The 22,600-nt window shown below is 59.3% G+C and carries 24 protein-coding genes; 11 read left to right on the forward strand and 13 right to left on the reverse strand.

Annotation, left to right across the window (positions count from 1 at the left end; genetic code table 11):
* Positions 1–92: 92 nt before the first annotated feature.
* The 5 genes from Q0864_RS01065 (at position 93) to Q0864_RS01085 (ending at position 4,530) form a co-directional block, all read left to right on the forward strand.
* Entirely contained in the window at positions 93–485 is a 393-nt protein-coding gene (locus Q0864_RS01065; RefSeq protein ID WP_298565327.1) for a cytidine deaminase, read from the forward strand.
* Entirely contained in the window at positions 482–1,696 is a 1,215-nt protein-coding gene (locus Q0864_RS01070; protein ID WP_298565329.1) for a phosphopentomutase, read from the forward strand. The genes Q0864_RS01065 and Q0864_RS01070 overlap by 4 nt, the downstream gene beginning before the upstream one ends.
* Entirely contained in the window at positions 1,693–2,685 is a 993-nt protein-coding gene (locus tag Q0864_RS01075) for an adenosine deaminase (RefSeq protein WP_298565331.1), read from the forward strand. The genes Q0864_RS01070 and Q0864_RS01075 overlap by 4 nt, the downstream gene beginning before the upstream one ends.
* The gene (gene upp, locus Q0864_RS01080; RefSeq protein WP_298565333.1) at positions 2,678–3,310 is read left to right on the forward strand and encodes a uracil phosphoribosyltransferase; all 633 of its coding nucleotides are present in this window, start codon (positions 2,678–2,680) and stop codon (positions 3,308–3,310) included. Before Q0864_RS01075 ends, upp begins: the two co-directional genes overlap by 8 nt.
* Before the next feature lie 68 nt (positions 3,311–3,378).
* Positions 3,379–4,530 carry an SPOR domain-containing protein gene (locus tag Q0864_RS01085; protein WP_298565334.1) on the forward strand — a complete coding sequence of 384 codons (1,152 nt, stop codon included), beginning with the start codon at positions 3,379–3,381 and terminating at the stop codon, positions 4,528–4,530.
* 45 nt (positions 4,531–4,575) lie between these two features.
* On the opposite strand, the gene Q0864_RS01090 is transcribed toward Q0864_RS01085, so the two are convergent.
* Together Q0864_RS01090 and Q0864_RS01095 are read right to left on the reverse strand one after the other, a co-directional pair.
* Positions 4,576–5,610 (reverse strand): hypothetical protein, encoded by a 1,035-nt coding sequence (locus Q0864_RS01090; protein WP_298565335.1) that lies wholly within the window; start codon positions 5,608–5,610, stop codon positions 4,576–4,578.
* A 63-nt stretch (positions 5,611–5,673) separates the two neighbouring features.
* On the reverse strand, positions 5,674–7,320 hold the full coding sequence (locus Q0864_RS01095) for an AMP-binding protein (RefSeq protein ID WP_298565338.1): 1,647 nt from the start codon (positions 7,318–7,320) through the stop codon (positions 5,674–5,676).
* Positions 7,321–7,439: 119 nt separating this feature from the next.
* Between Q0864_RS01095 and Q0864_RS01100 the strand changes: the two genes are divergently transcribed.
* The 3 genes from Q0864_RS01100 to Q0864_RS01110 all read left to right on the forward strand — a co-directional run bounded on the left by Q0864_RS01100 (position 7,440) and on the right by Q0864_RS01110 (position 9,950).
* On the forward strand, positions 7,440–8,345 hold the full coding sequence (locus Q0864_RS01100; protein ID WP_298565339.1) for a DMT family transporter: 906 nt from the start codon (positions 7,440–7,442) through the stop codon (positions 8,343–8,345).
* Between the two features lie 20 nt (positions 8,346–8,365).
* A complete protein-coding gene (locus Q0864_RS01105; protein WP_298565340.1) occupies positions 8,366–9,013 on the forward strand; it encodes a sulfotransferase family 2 domain-containing protein in 648 nt (215 codons plus the stop codon).
* A 325-nt stretch (positions 9,014–9,338) separates the two neighbouring features.
* Positions 9,339–9,950 (forward strand): Hint domain-containing protein, encoded by a 612-nt coding sequence (locus Q0864_RS01110; protein ID WP_298565342.1) that lies wholly within the window; start codon positions 9,339–9,341, stop codon positions 9,948–9,950.
* Between the two features lie 69 nt (positions 9,951–10,019).
* Here the strand turns inward: Q0864_RS01110 and Q0864_RS01115 are convergent, their stop codons facing one another.
* From Q0864_RS01115 to Q0864_RS01150, 8 genes are all read right to left on the reverse strand, one after another.
* A complete protein-coding gene (locus Q0864_RS01115; protein ID WP_298565343.1) occupies positions 10,020–12,224 on the reverse strand; it encodes a 3-hydroxyacyl-CoA dehydrogenase NAD-binding domain-containing protein in 2,205 nt (734 codons plus the stop codon).
* Between the two features lie 15 nt (positions 12,225–12,239).
* A complete protein-coding gene (locus tag Q0864_RS01120) occupies positions 12,240–13,445 on the reverse strand; it encodes an acetyl-CoA C-acetyltransferase (protein ID WP_298565345.1) in 1,206 nt (401 codons plus the stop codon).
* Positions 13,446–13,462: 17 nt separating this feature from the next.
* The gene (locus Q0864_RS01125; protein WP_298565346.1) at positions 13,463–14,098 is read right to left on the reverse strand and encodes a glutathione S-transferase family protein; all 636 of its coding nucleotides are present in this window, start codon (positions 14,096–14,098) and stop codon (positions 13,463–13,465) included.
* A 28-nt stretch (positions 14,099–14,126) separates the two neighbouring features.
* Positions 14,127–14,339 carry a hypothetical protein gene (locus Q0864_RS01130; protein ID WP_248364151.1) on the reverse strand — a complete coding sequence of 71 codons (213 nt, stop codon included), beginning with the start codon at positions 14,337–14,339 and terminating at the stop codon, positions 14,127–14,129.
* Positions 14,340–14,366: 27 nt separating this feature from the next.
* Positions 14,367–16,139, reverse strand: a complete 1,773-nt coding sequence (locus Q0864_RS01135) for an acyl-CoA dehydrogenase C-terminal domain-containing protein (RefSeq protein WP_298565350.1) — start codon at positions 16,137–16,139, stop codon at positions 14,367–14,369.
* Positions 16,140–16,150: 11 nt separating this feature from the next.
* On the reverse strand, positions 16,151–16,552 hold the full coding sequence (locus Q0864_RS01140) for a MerR family DNA-binding transcriptional regulator (RefSeq protein ID WP_298565352.1): 402 nt from the start codon (positions 16,550–16,552) through the stop codon (positions 16,151–16,153).
* 249 nt (positions 16,553–16,801) lie between these two features.
* The gene (locus Q0864_RS01145; RefSeq protein ID WP_298565354.1) at positions 16,802–17,170 is read right to left on the reverse strand and encodes a MerR family DNA-binding transcriptional regulator; all 369 of its coding nucleotides are present in this window, start codon (positions 17,168–17,170) and stop codon (positions 16,802–16,804) included.
* Between the two features lie 95 nt (positions 17,171–17,265).
* On the reverse strand, positions 17,266–18,390 hold the full coding sequence (locus Q0864_RS01150; RefSeq protein ID WP_298565356.1) for a putative manganese transporter: 1,125 nt from the start codon (positions 18,388–18,390) through the stop codon (positions 17,266–17,268).
* Between the two features lie 104 nt (positions 18,391–18,494).
* On the opposite strand from Q0864_RS01150, the gene Q0864_RS01155 reads away from it, so the two are divergent.
* Genes Q0864_RS01155 through Q0864_RS01165 form a run of 3 tightly spaced genes read left to right on the forward strand, consistent with a single transcriptional unit; the run spans position 18,495 to position 20,817 of the window.
* On the forward strand, positions 18,495–18,986 hold the full coding sequence (locus Q0864_RS01155; protein ID WP_298565358.1) for a PaaI family thioesterase: 492 nt from the start codon (positions 18,495–18,497) through the stop codon (positions 18,984–18,986).
* Positions 18,983–19,498 carry a PaaI family thioesterase gene (locus Q0864_RS01160; RefSeq protein WP_298565360.1) on the forward strand — a complete coding sequence of 172 codons (516 nt, stop codon included), beginning with the start codon at positions 18,983–18,985 and terminating at the stop codon, positions 19,496–19,498. Before Q0864_RS01155 ends, Q0864_RS01160 begins: the two co-directional genes overlap by 4 nt.
* Positions 19,495–20,817 carry an MATE family efflux transporter gene (locus Q0864_RS01165; protein ID WP_298565362.1) on the forward strand — a complete coding sequence of 441 codons (1,323 nt, stop codon included), beginning with the start codon at positions 19,495–19,497 and terminating at the stop codon, positions 20,815–20,817. Before Q0864_RS01160 ends, Q0864_RS01165 begins: the two co-directional genes overlap by 4 nt.
* Here the strand turns inward: Q0864_RS01165 and arsC are convergent.
* From arsC to Q0864_RS01180, 3 genes are read right to left on the reverse strand one after another with little or no spacing between them, the layout of a single operon-like run.
* Positions 20,814–21,155, reverse strand: coding sequence for an arsenate reductase (glutaredoxin) (arsC, locus tag Q0864_RS01170; RefSeq protein ID WP_298565364.1), 342 nt, complete (start codon positions 21,153–21,155; stop codon positions 20,814–20,816). The genes Q0864_RS01165 and arsC overlap by 4 nt on opposite strands.
* The gene (locus Q0864_RS01175) at positions 21,152–22,216 is read right to left on the reverse strand and encodes a quinone-dependent dihydroorotate dehydrogenase (RefSeq protein WP_298565366.1); all 1,065 of its coding nucleotides are present in this window, start codon (positions 22,214–22,216) and stop codon (positions 21,152–21,154) included. The genes arsC and Q0864_RS01175 overlap by 4 nt, the downstream gene beginning before the upstream one ends.
* On the reverse strand, positions 22,213–22,551 hold the full coding sequence (locus Q0864_RS01180; RefSeq protein WP_298566165.1) for a DUF952 domain-containing protein: 339 nt from the start codon (positions 22,549–22,551) through the stop codon (positions 22,213–22,215). Before Q0864_RS01180 ends, Q0864_RS01175 begins: the two co-directional genes overlap by 4 nt.
* Between the last annotated feature and the right edge of the window lie 49 nt (positions 22,552–22,600).

Raw genomic sequence — 22,600 nt, forward strand, 5'->3', positions numbered from 1 at the left:
TGTAAATCTACAACCTGCGTTTGCCCTTGCATCCGATCCCGTGCCGCGCCACGGTGTCTTGATACAGAGACCCGATCGAAGAAGGATGCCCCATGTCGCTTCTGGATGCCGCGAAAGCCGTGCGCGAAAACGCATATGTGCCTTACTCCAACTTCAAGGTTGGCGCCGCGCTGCGTTGCGCCACCGGCGCCATCTATAGCGGATGCAATGTTGAGAATGTCGCCTATCCCGAAGGCACCTGTGCCGAAGCGGGTGCTATAGCTGCGATGGCGGCCGCCGGGGATCGCGATATCGTCGAGGCGCTGGTGATTGCGGATGCGCCGTTGCCGGTGACCCCGTGTGGCGGGTGCCGGCAAAAGCTGGCGGAATTCGCCGCGGCGGACGCCAAGATCACCATGATGACCTTGGCGGGTGACACATTGGTCATGACCATGGCAGAACTTCTTCCGGGCGCTTTTGCCACCGAGCATATGGTGAACACATGACGCGCGCTTTTCTGATCGTTATGGACAGCGCGGGCTGCGGTGGAGCCCCCGACGCGCATGCGTTTTTCAATGACAAGACCGTGCCTGATACCGGCGCCAACACGCTGGGGCATATCGCCATGGCCTGCGCCGATGGCCGGGCTGAAGAGGGACGTTCAGGCCCGTTGAAAATGCCGCATCTTGACGGGCTGGGCCTTGGCGCCGCCATACGGCTTGCCTCTGGCGATGAAACTCCGGGGTTAGCGGCCGAACCGCAAGGGCTTTGGGGCGCTGCCCAAGAGGTTTCGCTGGGCAAGGACACGCCGTCTGGCCATTGGGAGATTGCAGGCGTTCCCGTCCCCTGGGAATGGGGATATTTCCCTGATACGCAACCGGCTTTCCCCGAAGCATTGACGCAAAAGATCTGCGAGGTGGCCGGGGTCGACGGTGTCTTGGGCAACAAGCACGCCTCTGGCACGGAAATTCTGGAGGAGTTGGGGCCGGAGCATATGCGCACCGGGTTGCCGATTGTCTACACATCGGTCGACAGTGTGATCCAGATCGCCGCCCATGAAGAACGGTTCGGTCTTGATCGTCTGATATCGCTGTGCGAGGCGATTGCCCCAATGGTGCACGATATGCAGGTTGGCCGCGTCATTGCGCGCCCCTTTCTTGGCACCGAAGCCGAAGGATTTTCGCGCACCACCAACCGACGTGATTTCGCCATGACACCACCCAGCCCGACACTGTGCGATTGGGTGCAGGACGCGGGTGGAACGGTCCATGCCATTGGCAAGATTGGGGATATTTTTGCCCATCGCGGCATTGATACGCTGAAGAAAGGCGCTGATGCAGACCTGATGGAGCATCTGGTCTCTGCGATGGACACGGCACAGGACGGCGATCTCGTGTTCGCGAATTTCGTCGAATTTGACGCGCAATTCGGTCACCGCCGCGACGTATCTGGATATGCGCGCGCACTGGAATGGTTCGACGCAGAACTGCCAAGGGTGTTTGCCAAGATGCGCGCGGGCGATCTTGTCTTGTTTACCGCCGATCACGGCAATGACCCCACTTGGGTCGGCACCGATCATACGCGCGAACGCGTTCCGGTGGTTGGCGCTGGGCTTGGCGTGCGAGAAATCGGCCTGTGTGGATTTTCCGATATCGGAGCGTCGGTCGCGGCGCATTTGGGGCTGGAAGAGCGCGGCGCCGGGAGTTCGTTTCTATGAGTTTCAAGGCGTTGCCGAAAGTCGAGCTGCACCTGCACATCGAAGGTGCTGCGCCGCCGGAGTTCATTCGAGGGTTGGCCAAAGAAAAGCATGTCGATCTGTCAGGCATCTTTACGGATGATGGGGGCTATGCGTATCGCGACTTCTCACATTTTCTAGAGGTCTATGAAGCGGCGACCTCGGTTCTGAAAAGTCCCGAGGATTTCGGGCGCCTGACCAAAGCCGTTCTGGAAGACTGCGCTGAGGCCGGCGTGGTCTATGCCGAAACCTTCCTGTCGCCGGACTTTTGTGGTGGGCGCGACGTGGGCGCGTGGCGCGAATACCTGGCCGCCATTCAAGAAGCCGCCGCCGAATGCGAACGCGATGCCGGTATCACGTTGCGAGGGATCGTTACCGCCATCCGCCATTTCGGTCCCGAACCCGCCCGCGAAACTGCGATCTGTGCACAGCAAACCGCAGGGGACTTCATCACCGGGTTCGGTATGGGGGGCGACGAAAACGCTGGTAAGCAAGGCGATTTTGCCTATGCGTTCGACATGGCGCGCGAGGCGGGCTTGCGCTTGACGACCCATGCCGGTGAATGGCGCGGGCCCGATGAAGTGCGCGCTGCGCTGGACGATCTGAAGGTCGAACGGATCGGTCACGGCGTGCGGTCGATCGAGGATTTGACCTTGGTCGAACGTCTGGTCGAAGACGACATCACGCTGGAGGTATGCCCCGGTTCAAACGTCTTTCTGGGCGTCTATCCCGACCTGTCAGCCCACCCGATCGCCAAACTGCGCGAGCGCGGCGTGAAGGTGACCGTGTCGACGGATGATCCACCTTTTTTCCGCACCGATCTGGTGACGGAGTATGAAAACCTGTCGCGGCAATTCGGGTGGGAGACATCTGATTTCAATGCCTTGAACCTGACGGCCATTGACGCGGCTTTTTGTGATGATGCGACGCGCGCGCGCGTGCGAAAAAAACTGGAGACCCAAGATGTATGACCATCTGACCGTCGTGAAACACCCTTTGATCCAGCATAAGCTGACGCTGATGCGCGACGAGACAACACCAACCAACCACTTTCGCCAGCTTCTGCGCGAGATCAGCCAGTTGCTGGCCTATGAAGTGACGCGCGAGTTGCCGATGGAGAACAAGCGCATCCGCACTCCGATGCAGGAAATGGACGCGCCGGTTCTGGCAGGGCGCAAGCTGGCGCTCGTATCAATCTTGCGGGCTGGCAATGGGTTGTTGGATGGGGTGTTGGAATTGATCCCTTCGGCACGGGTTGGCTTTGTCGGGCTGTATCGCGACGAAGAAACGCTTGAGCCGGTGCAGTATTACTTCAAGGTGCCGGACTCGCTTGAGAACAGGCTGGTGATTGCTGTTGATCCGATGCTTGCCACGGGCAACAGTTCGGCTGCGGCGATTGATCTGCTGAAACAGGCAGGTGCGACTGATATCCGTTTCATGTGCCTGCTGGCGGCCCCCGAAGGTGTGGCCCGGATGAAAGAGGCCCATCCCGATGTGCCGATTATCACCGCGTCGCTGGATGAAAGGCTGAACGAAAAGGGCTATATCGTGCCCGGACTTGGCGATGCCGGGGACCGGATGTTCGGAACCAAGTAGGGGAAATATCCTTTACTTGCCGTGGGGTATGTTTCATCCTCGCCTCTAGTTTTCGTTTAGAGGCACAGATGAACCCTTTCAAACGCGTCACGACATGTGTTGTCACCGTCAGTTTTCTTGGCACTGCAGCGCAGGCCATGAGCCTTGCCCAAGCGGGTGAACCTGCTGAACGCCCCCCTGCCAGTTTCGCGGGCGATCAATATGTCGACAGTCGCGGATGTGTCTATCTGCGGGTTGGTGACGAAGGTGCCGTGTCCTGGGTGCCCCGTCTTTCGCAGGACCGACAGGTTATGTGCGCACGCCATACCGAAGGCGCTTGGGCGGCTGGATCGGCGCGCTCTGCCGTTGTGCCTGTCGAGCCGCAGACCAACCGTGGCGAAGTCACGCGTGTGGTCAGGGTGAACTGTCTAGAGGGTTCAACCGTTACGCAGGTAGATCTGGGCAACGGGCAAACTGTGCCGGTGAATTGTTCACCGGGGCAAACAGAAGCTGTGAGCTATCTCGTAGATCACGACAACGCCGAGCGCACCCGCGTCATCGCTGCACCGCCCGGCGCCATGGTCGACGTCCAGCCCCTGACCGACCCTGTCGTGGCATCTGCGGGACAATCGGCAGAGATACCCGTAAAGGGCTATCGCGGTGGCTACCGCGTTGTTGCACGCGAAGATGTCGATCGCCTCCCTGCGGGCACTCGCGTTGCCCCCCCGACCTATCCGGCGTCGAACGCAAAAGTCGTCGTGCCATCGGGCTATCGTAAAGTCTGGGACGATGACCGGCTGAACCCGAACCGTGGTGTTCAGACGGTCGAAGGGATGCGCCAGACGCGAATGGTTTGGACTGACACTGTGCCGCGCAGGCTTGTGTCGGAGACCACAGTGACGTTGCACGGGGCCAAAGCCGGAGCCGCCCGGTCCAACCCGAAATCATCTGCATCTATGCAAGAAACCGTAACGACGCGCGCACAGCCCTCAGCCCCGACGCCTCAGGCGACGGGCCATCGCTACGTTCAGGTTGGGCGCTATGCGTCACCAGCCAATGCCAAAGCAACCATCGCCAAGCTGAGGGCGCTGGGGCTGCGCGTTTCCAGTGCCACGTCGAAACGAGGCGGAAAGACCGTAAAGACCGTTCTGGCGGGACCGTTTCAGACCCAGTCAGATCTTCGGTCGGCCCTGTTGCGCTTGCGCGCATCGGGCTTTTCGGACGCCTTTACCCGCAATTAATCCGGGCCAATTATCGGCACTGCCCACGCCAAACGCAGAGGCAGTTTATTCGCCGCATATGCCTTGCAGGCGCACCCAGTCTGCATCGCTTAGCAGGGGGGTGGCGTCGCTGAGCGGCACAGGGTCGGCTTCGACCAGATCCAGTGTGCTTTCCCCGGTCAAATCAAGCGCATAAGCATAGGGCGTCGAACGGACACCGGCCGCCTTGAACCGTGCCAACAGCGTGTCGCGGTCAATCGTCGCCGGTGTTGAGGTCAGCAGCCATTCGGCGTAGCTGTCGATGACGGTGTCAGGCAGGTCTCCGGTCGTCAACAACCGGACCGTCGCCTTTAACCCGGCATGGTCCAGCAGGGCCTGGATCGGGTCGGTGGCGCGGCGGCGCGCATCTTCTGCAAGAAGAAAGCCTGCGACGACATCCGGTTCTTCGTAATCCTCGATCAAAGAACGGTTGAGCAACGTGATATGGCCAGGGAGGTGTGTGGTTGTCTGCACACCTCCGGACAGGACGATCATGCGCGGCGTATTTGACCCCAGGACGCGAAATCCCAGCTGGTCCAGCGCTGCGCGTCCTGTGCTTCCTGTGCACTGCTGCCCCGCAACGCGACCGATCCGGTTCAGGATCCGTTGGCCGATTGCGTCGCGTGTGGGTGTCGGAACGACCGAAACCGTGTAGTTGCGCAGCGCATCAGGCAGCCAGAACACGGTCAATGCGACCAACCCTCCGAACAGACCGGCCGTTACCCAGTGGCGCAGGCGGCCGGGATGGGGCCTGCGTTTCTCGACCACGGTGCGCACCTTCTCGATCGCCTTGATCAACGTATCATCGTCGGTTTCCACCTGTTCGGTGGCATCGGTGCCGGGGGCGAAAAGTGCGGGGCGTTCGCCGGGGTTCAGCCGGATGATGGCAGGCAGTGACCAGTGGGTCAGCGCCATGTCATGCGTGTCAGAAATGGTCAGGGTGGCATCGCCAAGCGACAAGACGACGTTGCGGCGCTGTGCCTCGGGCGAGGCACGCCACAAACCGGGGGCTTCCAGCCGTTGATATTTCGTGAGGGCCGTCATTGTTTTGGTGCGGCTCATCTGCTCGTTGTGCTTTGGGGCAGGATACTCTTACGAAGGTCGTCCGGCAATGTGCCAAACGGTTCAGTTTGCATTCTTGATCCGGTTGCGCAGCTCAAACTTCTGAATTTTTCCTGTTGCCGTCTTGGGCAGTTCGCAGAATTCGACCGTTTTTGGTGTCTTGAACCCGGCCAGTCGTTCGCGGGCAAAGGCGATCAGATCGTCGGCGCTGACATCGGCGCCGTCTTTCAATTCGACAAACGCGCAGGGGACTTCGCCCCATTTGTCATCCTGTTTGCCAACCACAGCGCACAAGCTAACCGCCGGATGGTGCATCAGTGTGCCCTCGACCTCGACTGAGCTGACGTTTTCACCGCCCGAGATGATGATGTCCTTGGACCTGTCGGTGATGCGAATATAGCCGTCTGGCGTCTGATGGGCGATATCGCCGGAATGAAAATACCCACCCTCGAAGGCCGCGCGGGTTGCGTCCGGGTCCTTCAGATACCCTTTCATGACCGAGTTGCCGCGGATCATGATCTCGCCGATGGCTTCACCATCCATTGGCACCTGCTCCAGCGTGTCTGGGCTCAAGACGGTGATGTCCTCCATCTGCGGCATCGCAACGCCAGTGCGCGCTTTGAGAGACGCTTTTTCCGCCTGCGACAGGTGATCCCATTGCGGGCCATTCCACAGGCATTCGGTGATATGCCCATAGGTTTCGGTCAGTCCGTAAACCTGCGTGATGTTGAACCCCAACGGCTCTATCGCAGCCAGGGTCGCGGCGGCCGGGGGGGCGCCGGCAGTGAAGACCTCGACCACGTGGTCGAAAGAGCGGCGATCTTTGTCAGGAGCATTCACGATCATGTTCAGCACAATCGGTGCGCCGCCGAAATGGGTCACGCCTTCGTCGGCAATCGCGTCATAGATCGCCTTGGGAGTGATTTCCCGGCAGCAGACAACCGTGCCGCCAAGCACTGGCATCATCCAGCAATGGTTCCAGTTGTTGCAATGAAAGAGCGGCACAATGGTCAGATAGCGCGGGTAAAGTGTCATGCCCCAACTGATCGGTGTGCCCATGGTCATCAAATAGGCGCCGCGATGATGATAGACCACGCCCTTGGGGCGCCCCGTGGTGCCAGACGTATAATTCAACGCAAGGCTTTCCCATTCGTCCTTTGGCATGACCCAGCTGAATGCCGGATCACCTTTCGACAAAAGCGCCTCGTATTCGGGATAGCGCCCTGTCGCCGGATGCCCCGCGTGCTCGTCGGCGACTTCGATGATTTCGGGTTCGATGGGCGCGCCGTTCGCTTTTAGCAGGTCAATGGCGGCCTCGGCCAGCGGCAGAAGTTCGGTATCAACAAGCACGGTGCGCGCTTCGCCATGGCTTAGAATATAAGCAACGGTATCCACATCGAGCCGCGTGTTTATGGTGTTGAGCACGGCGCCGCAGGCCGGTATCGCAAAGCTTGCTTCCACATGTGCCAGCACATTGGGTAGAAGCGTGGCCACCACGTCGCCCGGTGCGATCCCGCGCGCCGCCAACACCGACGCGAGCCGCGTCACTCGGTCATGATAAGCCGCATAGGTCAATCTACGCGGCCCATATACCAAAGCTTCGCGGTCTGGAAAAATAAGTGCGGCCCGTCTGAGGTGGGACAACGGCGTCAGCGGCACGAAATTCGCCGCGCATTTTTCAAGGCCCGTTTCGTCACTCATCCATCCCACCGTCGCGTCTCCTTGGATTGTGCCCCGGCATTCCTGCCGCGTATGTCGTTTTTAGAGCAGACCAGATCGTGCTGGGCGCGGTCAATGGCTTCAAGACGCTATGACAGGTGAAAAACGACATGACTTCAAACCGGACAATTGCGGCGGCGGGTGCGATTTGCATGGCCATGTTCCTTTTGGGGTTTATGGATAACTTTGTAACGGTGATTGCGCGCGATCTGGGGCTTTGGCAGTTTCACCTGATGCGGGCGGTGCTGGCCGTCGCCATTCTTTTGGCTCTTGCCCGCTTGGGGCGGGCACAGCTGACGCCTCGGCGCCGCTGGGCCGTCATGCTGCGGGGCGGGTTCGCCGGGGTCGCCATGCTGATCTATTTCGGCTGTCTTGCATTTCTGCCCATTGGGCAGGTGGCGGCGGGGCTGTTTACAGCGCCGATCTGGGTGATGCTGATTTCAGCGCTCTTTCTGGGGCAACCGGTGGGTGCTACCCGCATCGCAGCGGGTGTGATCGGGTTCATCGGCGTTTTGATCGTGCTAGATCCCTTTGAGAACGGATTGAACCTGTTCGCGCTTGTCCCGGTGAGCGCCGGGGTTTTCTATGCAATCGGTGGGATCGCCACGCGCCAGTGGTGCGACGGGGAAAGCGCCTTGTCCATGCTTCTCTATTTCTTCATGTCGCTTGGTGTGTTCGGGTTGATCGGCGTCGTGATCATGACGGTCTGGCCGCATGCTGTTCCACCCGGTGAGGCAGGGTTTATCCTGCGCGCTGCTGTCTGGCCGACGCCTCTGGCGCTTGCCTTGACGGTGATGCAAGCGGTCGGATCGATTGTTGCGATGGGGCTGGTCTTCAAGGGATACCAATGGGGCGATGCGTCTCAGGTCGCGATCTACGAATACGTGCTGTTGCCCTTTGCGGCGGGCTGGAGCTATGTGCTGTTCGGTGAACCGATCAGCGCTCAGATGCTGTTGGGTATGGCGATGATCGTGATCTCTGGTGTCATCATCTCTCTGCGCTCGCGCGGGGTGTGAAACCGCGCTAAGCTCTCTGCATGATCATTTCGCGTGGCCGCAAGTATATCTTTGTTCACCCGCCCAAAACGGGCGGCACGTCGTTGGCGTTGGCGCTTGAAAATCGCGCGATGGCTGATGACATCATGCTGGGTGATACGCCCAAGGCAGTCAAACGGCGGCGACGGCTGAAGAACATCACTGCCGCTGGGCGCCTTTGGAAACACTCGACCCTGCGTGATATCGTGGGTCTGGTTACACAAGCCGAGATCGATAGCTTTTTCATCGTTACCTTGGTGCGCAACCCGTGGGACAGAATGGTGAGCTACTACCACTGGCTAAAGGGTCAGCATTTCGACCACCCCGCGGTCGACCTTGCGCATGTGCTGACCTTTTCGGAGTTTCTGAACCACCCGTTTGTTGCAGACAGCTTTGCCGCCGCGCCATTTGGCGACTATGTCACCGATGCGCGCGGGCAAGAGCGGTGCGATCTGTTCGTCAGGCTTGAGCATCTTGCGCTTGATATCACCCCTTTCGAGGCGCATCTGGGGGTCCGCCTTGGACCGTTCACCCATGAAAATGCGTCAGATCGCGACCCAGATTACCGGCCTTACTATTCGGATGCAGATGCGGCGCTGTTGGCACAAATTTGTGCGCCGGACATTCAAAGATTTAGCTATAAATTTTAATGGCTTAAGTGTGGTGACCTCGAATCATGAAAACCACGTGTCCACCTTGTGGCAGGACAAAGCAGGTCAGTTAAAATCCATGCTTTCCAAGTGGTAAATGATTGTTTCCCCACTCACGCTAAAGCCCCGCCCAAAATGCGATTGCGCGCGCGGGTTGCATGATGACACCAAACCTCCTTGGAATGGGCAGGTTTATGGCGAAATCGCCGCACCTTCTGGTCTCATCGCCCAAAGTGTTAATCGCCGATTGGGCACGTTGAAACGAGGCCAGAACGTTGTGTTCCGATGCGCTTTCTGACCCCAATAACAGCCATAGGAGAGCCCCATGTTCCTGAATACCCAAACAGACTTCGCCAATGCCCTGCCGGTCGAAATGGCTGCGCTGATGCGCCCAGCAGACACCAAGTTGTCAGGGTTTGTCACAGGCACCAAGGTCGAAACCGCCTTCGGGTGGCGCGCCGTAGAGACGCTGACACGTGGCGACGCAGTGCACACGTTGGACGGCGGATTGCGTGTTGCGCAACAGGTGAACCGCCGCACCTTGTCGGTTGACCGTGCGCTGCATGTGCCCGGCGGTGTGCTTGGCAATTGTGCCGATATGGTCTTGATGCCGGGGCAGAGCGTTCTGATCGAAACTGACTTGGCCGAAGGTGCGTTTGGCGCGCCGATGGTCTTGGTGCCCGCCGCGGCCTTGGCGGGTTTTCGCGGCATTAGCTGGGTCTCACTGGCCCATCGCAACACCAAGGCGCTCGAGGTGATCGAACTTGGCTTTGCAGAGGAAGAGGTCGTGTTTGCCGAGAGTGGTGTCTTGTTGGGCTGCTATGGGGCTGAAGCTGATACTGGAAAACGCAGCTACTACAAACATCTGACCTTAGACCAGGGTCAGGCCTTGATCGGCTTGCTGATCCATGGGTCGCCCTTTGACCTGGCCGCGTGACCACCAGTCAGAACTGAAAACGGCCCGGACGTCGCATCCGGGCCGTTTCGTGCTTAAAGATTACGCGTGTTAGGCTGCGTCTTGTGCGGTGTCGAACCGGCCATAGAACGTGTCGCCCTTGTCGGCCAGATCGCGCAAAAGGGCAGGCGTTGTGAACCGCGCGCCATGGGCGGCGGTCAGGCCATCGCAAATCTCGACCGCTTTGTCCGCGCCGATCATGTCAAGCCAGCTGAACGGGCCGCCGGACCACGGCGCAAAGCCCCATGCCAGGATCGCGCCCACGTCGCCTTCGCGGATGTCTTCCAACACACCTTCTTCCAGCGCGCGGACAGCCTCCAAGACTTGGCTCATCATCAGGCGATGCTTCACCTCAGTCAGGTCGGGCTGGTCGTCAGCCTGCGGGAACTTCCCTTCAAGACCTTCCCACAGTCCGGTGCGCTTGCCCTTTTCGTCGTAGTTATAGAAACCCGCATTGGATTTGCGGCCCAAGCGGCCTTCGTCCGCCATCCAGAAGATGATGTCGTCCACGGCACCGTCGGGGTAATCGTCGCCCATCGCGGCCTTGGTGGCCTTGGCAATTTTCACACCCAAATCAATCGAGGTCTCATCAACCAGCTGCAGCGGTCCCACCGGGAAGCCCAGCAGTTTCGCGGCACCTTCGACCAGAGCAGGGCTGACGCCCTCGCCAACCATGCGCATCCCTTCGTTGATGTAGGGAATGATGCAGCGGTTGCAGTAGAAGAAGCGCGCGTCGTTGACCACAATCGGCGTCTTGCGGATCTGGCGCACATAGTCCAGCGCCTTAGCGACCGCACGCGGGCCGGTTTCTTTGCCCTTGATGATCTCGACCAGCATCATGCGCTCGACGGGGCTGAAGAAGTGGATGCCGATGAACTGATCCGGGCGTTCAGACGCCTTTGCCAGCTCGGTGATCGGCAGGGTCGAGGTGTTGGTGGCATAGATGCAGTCTGGGCCCACCACGGCCTCGACCTTTTTGGTCATTTCGGCCTTTACGCCCACGTCCTCGAACACCGCTTCGATGATCAGGTCCGCACCCTTGAGGGCCTCCAGATCAGTGGTGGCGGTGATGGCCGACAGAACGGCCTCTTTCTTCTCAGGCGTGGCTTTCTTGCGGGCGATGCCTTTGTCCAGATAGCCCTCGGAATAGGCTTTGCCTCGGTCGGCCGCTTCTTGGGTCTGGTCGATCAGGACGACCTCCATCCCGGCCATGGCGGATACCAGCGCGATGCCAGCCCCCATCATGCCCGCGCCCAATACGCCGACTTTCTTGACCGACTGATCGGCCACGTCTTTGGGCCGCACAGCGCCCTTTTCCAGCGCTTGCTTGTTGATGAAGAGCGAGCGGATCATCGCGCTGGAGGACGGGTTCATAAGCACGTTCACGAACCAGCGGCATTCCACGCGCAACGCGTCGTCAAATGGCACCATTGCGCCTTCATAGACGGCTGCCAGCAGAGCCTTGGCTGCCGGATAGACGCCATTGGTCTTGCCGTGGATCATCGCAGCCGCCCCCACGAAGGTCTGGAAGCCAGCGGGGTGATAGGGTGCGCCGCCGGGCATTTTGTAGCCCTTGGCGTCCCACGGTTTCACGATGTCGGCATCGGTGGCGTTCAGAACCCACTCTTTCGCGCGGGCTTGCAGTTCATCGGGCGCGACAACCTCGTCGATCAGGCCAGCCGCTTTCGCTTTGTCTGGCGAAACAGTCTTGCCTTCCAAAAGGAATGGCGCCGCCGCCATCGCACCCATTTTGCGCACAAGACGGGTGGTGCCGCCTGCGCCGGGGAAGATGCCGACCATGATTTCCGGCAGGCCGATCTTGGCCTTCGGATTGTCCGCCGCAATGATGCGGTGACAGGACAGCGGGATTTCCAGACCGATGCCAAGCGCGATGCCGGGCAGGGCGGCGACAATCGGTTTGCCGCCTTTGTTGGTCTTGGGGTCCATGCCTGCGCGCTCGATCTTGCGCAGCACACCGTGCATGCCCATGACACCGTCAAACAGGCCCTTCGCGGGGTTGTCGCCCGCGTCGTTTTTCATCTGAGCGATAACGTTCAGGTCCATCCCGCCGGCGAAATCCTTCTTCGCCGAGGTGATGATCGCGCCTTTCACGGCGTCGTCTGCCAGAACGGTGTCGATATGGGCGTCCAGCTCGCGCAGCGCGTCATAGGACAGCACGTTCATGGATTTGTTGGGGACATCCCAAGTGATGGTGGCGACGCCATCGGCGTCCACGGAATAGTGAAAATCAGCCATAATAACGTCTCCTTCTTACACGCGTTCAAGAATGGTTGCGGCACCCATGCCCGAGCCGATGCAAAGCGTGGCCAGACCGGTTTCCTTGTCCGCGCGCTCCATTTCGTCCAGCAGGGCGCTGAGGATCATCGCACCAGTGCCGCCCAGCGGGTGGCCCATGGCGATAGCGCCGCCGTTCACGTTCACCTTGTTGGTGTCGGCGTCGAAGGCTTGGATGAAACGCAGAACGACGGAGGCAAACGCCTCGTTCACCTCAAACAGGTCGATGTCGCCGAAATCCATGCCAGCGGCTTGCAGCACGCGTTCTGTGGCCGGAACAGGGCCAGTCAGCATGATCGTGGGATCGGTGCCGACTTTCGATGTCGCTTTGACCCGCGCCCGCGGTTTCAGCCCGTGGCGTTCGCCGAATTCCTTGTTGCCGATCAGGATGGCGGCAGAGCCATCGGCAATCCCGGAGGAGTTGCCCGCGTGGTGCACGTGGTTGATACGCTCAAGATGCGGGTATTTCAGCAGGGCCACAGCGTCAAAGCCCGGCATCGCCTCACCCATCGCCTTGAAGGACGGGTTCAGTCCGCCCAGCGTTTGCATGGTGGTTTCGCGGATCATCTGATCCTCGGACATGATCTCAAGGCCGTTCTGATCAAGCACTGGAATGATTGCCTTGAATCGTCCATCGGCGCGGGCCGCGGCAGCGCGTTTCTGGCTTTCGACGGCATAAGCGTCGCAATCGTCGCGGGAGAACCCGTATTCGGTCGCGATGATGTCGGCCGAGATGCCCTGAGGCACGAAATAGGCTTTCATCGCCAGATGCGGATCGGCCGCAATCGCGCCTCCATCCATGCCCATCGGCACGCGGCTCATGCTTTCCACACCACCGGCGATATAGGCATCACCTGCGCCGCCCTTCACTTGGTTGGCGGCCATGTTCACAGCTTCCAGACCCGAGGCGCAGAACCGGTTGATCGACACGCCTGGAATACGCTCGTCCAGATCGGAATACAGCACCGAGGAGCGGGCCAAACAGGCACCTTGTTCGCCCACTTGGGTCACATTGCCCCAGATCACATCCTCGACGGCGTGGCCGTCCAGATTGTTGCGCTCTTTCAGCGCGTTCAGTGCAATAGCGGACAGGCGCACGGCGGTCACCTCGTGCAAGGTGCCGTCTTTCTTGCCTTTGCCACGCGGGGTGCGCACGGCGTCATAGATATAGGCGTCGGTCATCATTCATCCTTTCGAGATCACGCGCGGTCCGCAGGGGAGCCGGGCATCAGGTCATAGGGGTGTTTCCAGCCGGGCGTTTCCGAAATACGGGTGAGCCAAGCGTCAATTGCGGGCCATTCGACGCGGTCGAAGCCGAAGGGTTCAGGGTAAAACAGGTAGCCACAGCATGAGATATCAGCGAGCGTGATGGCGTCGCCAACCAGCCAGTTGCGTTTGCTCAACTCGTCTTCCAGCACTTTGTAAGCGCCTTTCAAACGAGCCTGATTGAAGGCGATCACTTCGGCAGGGCGCTTGTCTTCGGGCAGGAAGTTCATCAGGAACCGGGTGTTTCCCGCGACCGACGACATCTTGTGATTGTCCCAAAACTGCCAGCGCAGGATTTCACGCCGTTCATTCGCGCTACGCCCGCCCAGCTTGCCGGATTTCGAGGACACATAGTCCTGAATGACGCCGGATTGCGACAGCGTCACATCCCCGTCGATCATTACCGGCACCTCGCCCATCGGGTTCAGTTCGCGAAACTCGGGGCTGCGGGTTTCGCCGTTGAAGAAGTCGACGAAGACGGGTTCCCATTCCAGCTCGGACAATTCCAGTGTCAAAGCGGCTTTGTAGGCGTTTCCGCTTTCACCGAAGCAATAGAGTTTGATCGTCATCGTTCCCTCCCGTTGAACGTGGCCCGCATCAGCGTTTGCGTGCGTCCAGTTCAGAGTTGAACAGCCGCAGACGGGCCGTCAGGTTTTCTTCGTCCGTTACACTGTCGAAATGCTCAAACAGGAAGGACAGGGCTTCACCTTCGTCAAGCCCTGCCTCTTTCGCGAAACGCCTGAGCCGACGATAGCCATCCTCTGTCATGGCACAGGGGAAGCGGCGGGTCAGTTTGAAACGTTTCGGCATGGTCTCTCCTTGCTTGGGTTGCCCAGATCAGAACGCGTCAGCGTCCAGAGCCATCACGGTCTCCGCGCCGCTTTCGATGCGGGACAGATGCATGGCCGTGGCGGGCAGGCGGCGTGCCATATAGTAGCGCGCGGTGGCCAGTTTGGTTTCATAAAACGTGGCGTCAGCTGCGCCGTTTGCAAGGGCGTCCAGCGCAGCGCGCGCCTGTTGTGCCCAAGCGTAGCCCAAGCAGACATGACCAAACAGGTGCATGAAATCATAGCTGCCAGCGAGCGCGTTGTTGGGATTTTTCATGCCGTTTTGCATGAAATACATCGACGCGGCTTGCAGGTGCTTTGACGCTTCTTTCAGCGGCTCGATGAAATCCTTCATTTCATCGCTGTCCTGTTCTTTGCAATAGGACTTGATCAACTCAAAGAACGCCATGATCGGCTTGCCGCCATCTGCGGCCAGCTTGCGACCCACAAGGTCCAGCGCCTGCACGCCGTTGGCCCCTTCATAGATCTGGGCAATGCGGGCGTCGCGGACGAACTGGCTCATCCCATGTTCTTCGATATAGCCGTGGCCGCCAAAGACCTGCTGGGCCAGAACGGTCATGTCAAAGCCCTGATCGGTCAGGAAGCCTTTCAGGACAGGTGTCATCAGGCTGATCAGGCCGTCCGCTTCTTTGTCACCCGAACGATGCGCCTGGTCGATCAGCAGCGCGCCCCAGAGCAGGAAGCCGCGCGCGCCTTCGATAAAGCTTTTCTGGTCCATCAGCGACCGGCGGATATCCGGGTGCACGATCAGCGGATCGGCGGGGCCGTCCGGGTTTTTCGCGCCCGTCACGTCGCGCCCTTGCAAACGGTCCTTGGCATAGATCACGGCGTTCTGATAGGCCGCTTCGGCTTGCGCCAGACCTTGCATGCCCACGCCCAGACGCGCCTCGTTCATCATGGTGAACATGGCGCGCATGCCTTTGTGCATGTCACCCAGCAGATAACCCGTCGCCTCGTCGTAGTTCATGACACAGGTCGCGTTGCCGTGGATGCCCATCTTGTGCTCGATATTGCCGACCGTCACGCCGTTGCGTGACCCGACCGAGCCATCTTCGTTCAGGTTGAACTTCGGCACGATGAAGAGCGAGACGCCCTTGATGCCGTCAGGCCCACCAGGGATTTTCGCCAGCACAAGGTGGATGACGTTTTCCGACATGTCGTGATCGCCGGCCGAGATGAAGATCTTCTGGCCCGAGATTTTATAGGACCCATCATCCTGCGGTTCGGCCTTGGTCCGCATCAGACCTAGATCGGTGCCGCAATGGGGTTCGGTCAGGTTCATCGTCCCGGTCCATTCACAGCTGACCATCTTGGGCAGATAAGTCGCTTTCTGCTCGTCCGTGCCGTGCGCCAAAATGGCCGACGCGGCACCGTGAGTCAGGCCCTGATACATGGTGAAGGATTGGTTTGCGGCCGAGAACATCTCGCCCACAGCCGTGCCCAGCAGAACGGGCATGTTCTGACCGCCGAATTCTTCGGGCATGTCCAGCCCAGTCCAGCCACCTTCCTTCATTTGCTCAAACGCGGCCTTGAAGCCAGCGGGGGTATAAACCACGCCATTTTCCAGACGGCACCCTTCATGGTCGCCGGTGATGTTCAAGGGCGTAAGAACCTCGCTCGCGACTTTGCCGGCTTCTTCCAGAACAGCACCCGTGAAATCGGGTTCCAGTTCGTCATATCCGGGGATGTCTTGTTTGTCTGCCTTGAGCACTTCATGCAGAAGGAAGGCCATGTCCTTGGTCGGAGCGGTGTAGCTGGGCATAGAGGTCGTCCTTATTTCGGGTCTGAATTGTCATCGTCGAATGTGGCGATCTTTTCGTTCACCCAATTCAACTGTTTTGTCAGATCGTCGATGGCATCATCCAGCTCTTCGCGTTGACGTTTAAGGTCTTCGAGATGACCCAAAGCCACGTCGTAGGTCCGCTTAAGCTGCAGCTTTTGTTGGTCGCCGCGGTGATACAGGTCCAGAAGCTGGCGAATTTCTTCCAGCGAAAAGCCAAAACGCTTACCGCGCAGGATCAGCTTCAAACGTGCGCGATCACGCCTGGTAAACAAGCGTTTCTGGCCTTCACGGATCGGCGCGATCAACTCTTTCGCTTCATAAAAGCGGAGCGTGCGCGCGGTGACATTGAAAGCCTCGCACATCTGGCGAATGGTCATGAGTTCGTCGGTCATACTATCTCCAATCACTACCCGACACCGGCAACATGATCTAACCGGGTCTTCTTACAATGTAGCTTTACGTTTACGTAAATGTAACGTGGCGTCAGGGTTTTTCTTGTCGTAACGTCACGTCTCGAAAATCGAGGGTGACGTAACGGTATGTTTTTCATACAAAAATCAACTTACGCTAGGTAAGTCAAAAACTGCTCAAAAAAGCACAAACCCGCCAGAGCAGCAGGAAAACAAGGGAATCAGGCGGGTCTAGCCCAGCGCTTTGGCAACATCGTCACGTAGCTTTTGCAGATCTTCGATGCTTTCAGACAGCTGGTCGAATTGCGCGCGCAGATCGGTTAACTGGCGGTCAGCAAGCTCGACCCAAGCGCGGTTCTGGGCCTCGGTTCCCTTTTCATCGTAGATCAAAAGCCACTGTCGAAGCTCTTCCAAAGAAAAGCCGAAGCGTCGCCCCCTGAGAATCAACGTCATGCGAGCAACCTCGCGCGGGGTGTAGAAACGCGACCGGCCTTCCTTTTCGGGGCTCAGCAATTCGATGTATTCGTAGTATCTGAGCGTGCGCGGGGTAACGTCGAACTTGGCGCACATTTCCTTGAAGGTCAGGCGGTCTTCGGCCATGAGGATTCCCTTGCGGTCTTTTCAACAGCAAGCGTAATGGACCCGCGCGCATGGTGCAATTGCGTAGAACCACCTGCGGCGCGCGCCCATGCCCGTCAGTTCATGAAACCGGGTGCCAGAAAATAGAACGTATAGGCGACGATCAGCGCTGGGATGGTAGAATAAAGCGTCGCCACAATGGCGGCCTTGGGGTTCAGCGCAATCGCTGGGAACAATGCGTCTCCGTCGTTCGAAATGGCGTTCCCGACAAGCGAAGCAAACGGAATGACGCCATTCAGAAACAGCGTAGCGACCAGAACCTGCGGACCGCAACCGGGGATCAGGCCCACAATAATGGCCATGAGCGGCAGAAGCGGCGCAATTGACTGGAACAGCAATTCAATGTCCAGACCCGCGAACTCCGCCACATAGTCATACGCCAGGTAGGCACCGATCACCCAGACCGAGATGAAGCTGGTTTCTTCGGCCATCCGTGTGATGGGGCTGTCTTTGGCGTTGGTCATCGCGGCCAGTTTCGACGTGGCCCAAATTGTCAGGCCCAGAAAGGTGCCGGTCAGGGCAAGCCACTGGACCGGTATCCCGAAGATTGCGTTGATTTCGACCTGTGCCAACTGCGCAGCGCCAACCGTGAAGCCCGGAATGGCGAGCAACAGATACGCGATGTCTTGCAAGCGGGTGCGCCCGATCAGCGGGGCAAGCTCGCAACTGGCAAGATTTCCAGCGCGGTATTCCACTTTATGGAAGTGATCGACCAGCCAGCCCGACAAGATGCCGACGACCAGAGACAAAGGCAGCACCACAAGGGCTGCATCGGGGCGGGTGGCGATCAACAGAAAGGCCGCATCACCCATGGTGGCGGTCAGTGTCGCGACCACGGCGCCAAAGCCAACATGGCCCGAGCTATAAGCCGCGACAACGACAACGGCACCGCCACAGCCCGGTGTGGTGCCCAGAAGTGCCGCCAGCGGCACCTGTGCTCCGCGTGCTCTGGACAGGCTTTCACCGATGTCAAAATCGAACAGTCGCTCTGCGCCATAAAAGATCAAAAGCGTGGCGGCGACGAAAACCGATACCTGCACATAGGCATCGGTCATCAATTCGCGTGTCAATTCACCCAGATGGCCGGGGGCAAGCGCCAGAACAGCCATGATAGCCAGCACCAGCAGGCGCCTAGGGCGAAACGTCCCCACAGGGGCGGTAATGGCTGTTGCGTCAGTCATGACTACTCTTTTAGTTGCGAATAATTCTTAATTGCGAAAGTAGGGGCTGGACGCGGCAATTGCAAGGGCCAATAAAAGGCAGGAAGCGCCAAAGGGGAACTTGGATGATCAAGAATCTGACGCCAGAGAAAAAGGCTGAAATTGCCCGGAAATTTACCGAAGCGATCCCTCATTGCGGTGCCTTGGGCATGACGCTTGACGCATTGGGCGAAGGCGAGGCGGTGATGTCCATGCCCTATGATGAACGCTTTATCGGCGATCCACGCTCGGGTGTGATCCACGGCGGTGCAGTGTCGGCGCTGATGGACACCTGCTGCGGATCTGCGGTGATGAGCCATCCCGACGCGCCTGCGATCACCGCAACGATTGACCTGCGCATTGACTATATGCGCCCTGCCACACCCGGCCAGAAGATCACTGCCCGCGCGACCTGCTACCACGTCACGCGCTCGGTCGCGTTTGTGCGTGCGGTGGCGCTGGACGAAGACGAAAGTCGCCCGGTCGCGACCGCAACAGGCGCATTTTCGGCGGACGGCGACCCAAGACGGCGCTCCACCGAAATCTCAGCCGAGATCAGCGGAGGCGAAAAGCCATGAGCGGCACGCCTAAGCGCCCCCGTCCCGAGCCCGTTGAAGTGGTCAAGCAGCGCCGCGATGCCACCTTGTCTGCACTGGTCAACAGCGTGCCTTATCTGACCTTCCTCGGGATCAGCATCGAACGCCACGGGGACGAGCTGACGGCGATCCTGCCGTTTTCGGACAAGCTGATCGGCAACCCGTTGTTGCCTGCTATTCACGGCGGGGTCACGGCTGCGTTTCTGGAAACCGCGGCGGTGATCGAACTCAGCTGGGTCTCGCTGTGGGAGGATATGGAGACGGGCAAGTTGGACCCCGGCACGCTGGGGCCGGACAACCTGCCATATCTGCCCAAGACCATCGACTTCTCGATTGATTACCTGCGCTCCGGTCTGCCGCGCGACGCCTATGCGCGGGCGCGGATCGTGCGGCAGGGGCGACGTTACGCGTCCGTCCATGTCGAGGCGTGGCAAGACAACCGCAACAAGCTTTATGCGCAGGCCACGGGCCATTTCCTGATGCCTGCGAAATGAACGGGGCCGCTGCCCGAACCTCGCCCATCACGCATCGTCGCATTCTGGCCGTCGCGGGACCGATTGTCCTGTCAAATGTCACCGTGCCCATTTTGGGAGTGGTCGACACAGGCGTCATTGGGCAGTTGGGGCAAGCGGCACCGATTGGTGCAGTTGGGATCGGCGCCGTTGTCCTGTCGACCTTCTATTGGCTGTTCGGGTTTCTGAGAATGGGCACCGCCGGCCTGACGGCGCAAGCCTATGGCGCGGGGCGTGCGGGCGAGGTGTCAGCCATGCTGACGCGCGCGTTGTTGATTGCAGCCACAGCGGGACTGGCGCTGATCGTGCTGCAAGTCCCGTTGTTCTGGTCGGCGTTCAAAGCGGCACCCGCCTCAGCCGAGGTCGAGCGCATGGCGCGGGACTATCTTGCCATCCGCATCTGGGGCGCGCCGTTTGCCATTGCGATCTTTGCCTTCACCGGCTGGCTGATCGCTTTGGAGCGTGCCAAATCTGTGCTTGTCCTGCAGGTCGCAATGAACGGCGTCAATCTTGTTTTGGATTTCTGGTTTGTCCTGGGGCTTGGTTGGGGGATTGAAGGGGTCGCTGTTGCCAGCCTGATCGCCGAACTTGGCGGCGCGGTGCTGGCGCTTTGGCTGTGCCGGGATGTGTTTGCCAATGCCGCATGGCGTGATCGGGCGCGTGTGCTGGATGCAATGACATTGAAGCGCATGGCGGTGGTCAACTCGGACATCCTGATCCGGTCGCTGATGCTGACCGCGATCTTCACCAGCTTCATGTTTTTCGGTGCGCGGTTCTCGGACGTAGAGCTGGCGGCCAATCAGATTTTACTGCAATTCCTGAATGTGGCCGCCTATGCGATGGACGGGTTCGCCTTCGGGGCCGAGACCTTCGTGGGGCAGGCGCTGGGCGCACGCAACAAGGCGGGGCTGCGCCGGGCCGCGATCATGTCCAGCCAATGGGGGGCAGGCATATCGGGCGTGTTGGCGCTGGGGTTTTTATTGTTTGGCGGGATGGCAATTGACCTGATGACCACCGCAGAAGACGTGCGGGCAATGGCGCGGGTGTTTCTTGTCTATATGGTGTTGGCCCCATTGGTGGGGTGGCCGTCATGGATGTTGGACGGGATATTCATCGGTGCAACCCGCACGGCTGACATGCGCAACATGATGGTGGTGTCCACCGTGATCTATATCGTCGCGGTGCTGACCCTGATGCCCTTGTTCGGCAATCACGGTCTTTGGTTGGCGCTTCTGATTTCATTCATCGCACGTGGCGTGACACTTGGTTTGCGCTATCCGGCGTTAGAGGCAGCGGTTTAAAGAATGTCGATCACGCTTTCGGGCGGGCGACCGATGCGGGCCTTGCCGTCTTTGATCACGATGGGGCGTTCGATCAGTTTGGGGTGCGTGACCATGGCAGCGATCAGGTCGTCGGCGGGTGTGTCTTTGGACAGTCCAAGCTCTTTGAACAGGACCTCGCCTTTGCGCATCATACCGATTGGGCTGACACCAAGCGCGGTCAACACCGCGCGCAGGGCTGCTTCGTCCGGGGCGTCGTCAAGATAGCGGCGCACGGTCACATCCTCGCCGCGCGCTTCAAGGAGCGCCAGAGTCTGGCGCGATTTTGAGCAACGCGGATTGTGCCAAATCTCGGTCATAGCCAGTCCTTTCGACCAGTGCCGACCGCGTCTGACACATGATCAAAGCCGTCGCGTTCCAAAAGCTTATCGAGCCCCAAGGCGATCTCTTCCACCAAGCTGAGCCCCTTATAGGCCAGCGCCGAATACAGCTGCACGATAGAGGCACCGGCGCGGATCTTTTGATAGGCATCTTCGGCCGACGCAATGCCGCCCACCCCGATCAGGGGCATCCTGGCGTCCGTCAATTCGGACAGACGGGCCAGAACGCGGGTCGATTTCTCAAACAAGGGCGGGCCAGACAGACCACCGGCCTCGGTTTTATGACGGCTTTGCAACCCGTCGCGCGACAAAGTGGTGTTGGTGGCGATAATGGCGTCCACGTTGACCTCTTGCGCCACAGCGGCCAGTTCGGCCAATTCCGCATCGGTCAGGTCGGGTGCGATCTTCAAGAAGATTGGCGTGTATTTGTCCTGCTTTTCGCGTGCGCCCAGTACAGCGGACAACACCCCGCGCAGCGCATCTGCCCCTTGCAGGTCACGCAGTTTCTCGGTGTTTGGCGAACTGACATTGACGGTGGCGAAATCCACGAATGGTCCGCACGTTTCAAACACCCGCACGAAATCGGCGGCGCGATCGTCGCTGTCCTTGTTTGCACCAAGGTTCAGCCCAACCGGCACCGGACGGCGACGCGACCGGCGGGTCAGACGGGCGGCTGCGGCCTCCATCCCTTCGTTGTTAAAGCCAAAGCGGTTGATGACGGCTTGGTCCTCGGACAGTCGAAAAAGGCGAGGTTTGGGGTTGCCGGGTTGCGGGCGCGGGGTCACCGCGCCGACTTCGACAAAACCGAACCCGGCTTGGGTCAAGGCGTCGACGACAGTGGCATTCTTGTCATAGCCTGCAGCAAGCCCGATGGGGTTGAGAAGATCCATGCCACAAAACGTCGTCTTGATACGGTCGGTCGTTACCAAGCCAGAAAAAGGCACAACGCCCGCCTTCATCGCCATCAGTGCCAATCCGTGCGAACGTTCCGGGTCGATTTGGTGAAGCGCCTTCAGCGCGATTTTTTCGATCAGGTTCATGCCAATGTCTCTGGAAAGATGTGCCCGTCGGGGCCAAGGGGCAGGGCGCGGTGCCACAGGGCTTCGGACAGCATGAGGTCACGGTAAAGATGTGGGAACAATGCGCCACCGCGTGATGGTTCCCATTTCAGAGCGCTGCCCAACGCATGTGCATCAAAGGCAACCAGCATCAGCCCGTCTTCACCGGCAAAATGCTTTGCTGCGGTTTCTTGGGCCTGCTCGGCGGTCGAGAAATGGATAAAGCCATCGGCAAGATCGACTGGGGCGCCCAGCGTTTTGCCTGTATCTTGAAACATTTGCCATTCATCGGCGCGAAAAATTTTGTAAATCTGCATGGCCTTCATGTGCCGCGCAGGGGCTTCGTCGTCAAGTAACATTGGTCGA

This window comes from uncultured Aliiroseovarius sp., assembly GCF_947497285.1.
In the GTDB taxonomy this organism is placed as follows: Bacteria; Pseudomonadota; Alphaproteobacteria; order Rhodobacterales; family Rhodobacteraceae; genus Aliiroseovarius.

Excerpts from the sequence above, each read along its gene's own strand:
- Q0864_RS01165 (WP_298565362.1), top strand. The coding sequence starts at position 19,495 with ATGAACGGGGCCGCTGCCCGAACCTCGCCCATCACGCATCGTCGCATT.
- Q0864_RS01175 (WP_298565366.1), bottom strand. The coding sequence starts at position 22,216 with ATGAACCTGATCGAAAAAATCGCGCTGAAGGCGCTTCACCAAATCGAC.
- Q0864_RS01075 (WP_298565331.1), top strand. The coding sequence starts at position 1,693 with ATGAGTTTCAAGGCGTTGCCGAAAGTCGAGCTGCACCTGCACATCGAA.
- Q0864_RS01130 (WP_248364151.1), bottom strand. The coding sequence starts at position 14,339 with ATGCCGAAACGTTTCAAACTGACCCGCCGCTTCCCCTGTGCCATGACA.
- Q0864_RS01090 (WP_298565335.1), bottom strand. The coding sequence starts at position 5,610 with ATGAGCCGCACCAAAACAATGACGGCCCTCACGAAATATCAACGGCTG.
- Q0864_RS01145 (WP_298565354.1), bottom strand. The coding sequence starts at position 17,170 with ATGGCCGAAGACCGCCTGACCTTCAAGGAAATGTGCGCCAAGTTCGAC.
- arsC (WP_298565364.1), bottom strand. The coding sequence starts at position 21,155 with ATGACCGAGATTTGGCACAATCCGCGTTGCTCAAAATCGCGCCAGACT.
- Q0864_RS01150 (WP_298565356.1), bottom strand. The coding sequence starts at position 18,390 with ATGACTGACGCAACAGCCATTACCGCCCCTGTGGGGACGTTTCGCCCT.
- Q0864_RS01110 (WP_298565342.1), top strand. The coding sequence starts at position 9,339 with ATGTTCCTGAATACCCAAACAGACTTCGCCAATGCCCTGCCGGTCGAA.
- Q0864_RS01105 (WP_298565340.1), top strand. The coding sequence starts at position 8,366 with ATGATCATTTCGCGTGGCCGCAAGTATATCTTTGTTCACCCGCCCAAA.
- Q0864_RS01180 (WP_298566165.1), bottom strand. The coding sequence starts at position 22,551 with ATGCAGATTTACAAAATTTTTCGCGCCGATGAATGGCAAATGTTTCAA.
- Q0864_RS01125 (WP_298565346.1), bottom strand. The coding sequence starts at position 14,098 with ATGACGATCAAACTCTATTGCTTCGGTGAAAGCGGAAACGCCTACAAA.
- Q0864_RS01155 (WP_298565358.1), top strand. The coding sequence starts at position 18,495 with ATGATCAAGAATCTGACGCCAGAGAAAAAGGCTGAAATTGCCCGGAAA.
- upp (WP_298565333.1), top strand. The coding sequence starts at position 2,678 with ATGTATGACCATCTGACCGTCGTGAAACACCCTTTGATCCAGCATAAG.
- Q0864_RS01160 (WP_298565360.1), top strand. The coding sequence starts at position 18,983 with ATGAGCGGCACGCCTAAGCGCCCCCGTCCCGAGCCCGTTGAAGTGGTC.
- Q0864_RS01070 (WP_298565329.1), top strand. The coding sequence starts at position 482 with ATGACGCGCGCTTTTCTGATCGTTATGGACAGCGCGGGCTGCGGTGGA.
- Q0864_RS01140 (WP_298565352.1), bottom strand. The coding sequence starts at position 16,552 with ATGACCGACGAACTCATGACCATTCGCCAGATGTGCGAGGCTTTCAAT.
- Q0864_RS01100 (WP_298565339.1), top strand. The coding sequence starts at position 7,440 with ATGACTTCAAACCGGACAATTGCGGCGGCGGGTGCGATTTGCATGGCC.
- Q0864_RS01065 (WP_298565327.1), top strand. The coding sequence starts at position 93 with ATGTCGCTTCTGGATGCCGCGAAAGCCGTGCGCGAAAACGCATATGTG.
- Q0864_RS01085 (WP_298565334.1), top strand. The coding sequence starts at position 3,379 with ATGAACCCTTTCAAACGCGTCACGACATGTGTTGTCACCGTCAGTTTT.
- Q0864_RS01115 (WP_298565343.1), bottom strand. The coding sequence starts at position 12,224 with ATGGCTGATTTTCACTATTCCGTGGACGCCGATGGCGTCGCCACCATC.
- Q0864_RS01120 (WP_298565345.1), bottom strand. The coding sequence starts at position 13,445 with ATGACCGACGCCTATATCTATGACGCCGTGCGCACCCCGCGTGGCAAA.
- Q0864_RS01135 (WP_298565350.1), bottom strand. The coding sequence starts at position 16,139 with ATGCCCAGCTACACCGCTCCGACCAAGGACATGGCCTTCCTTCTGCAT.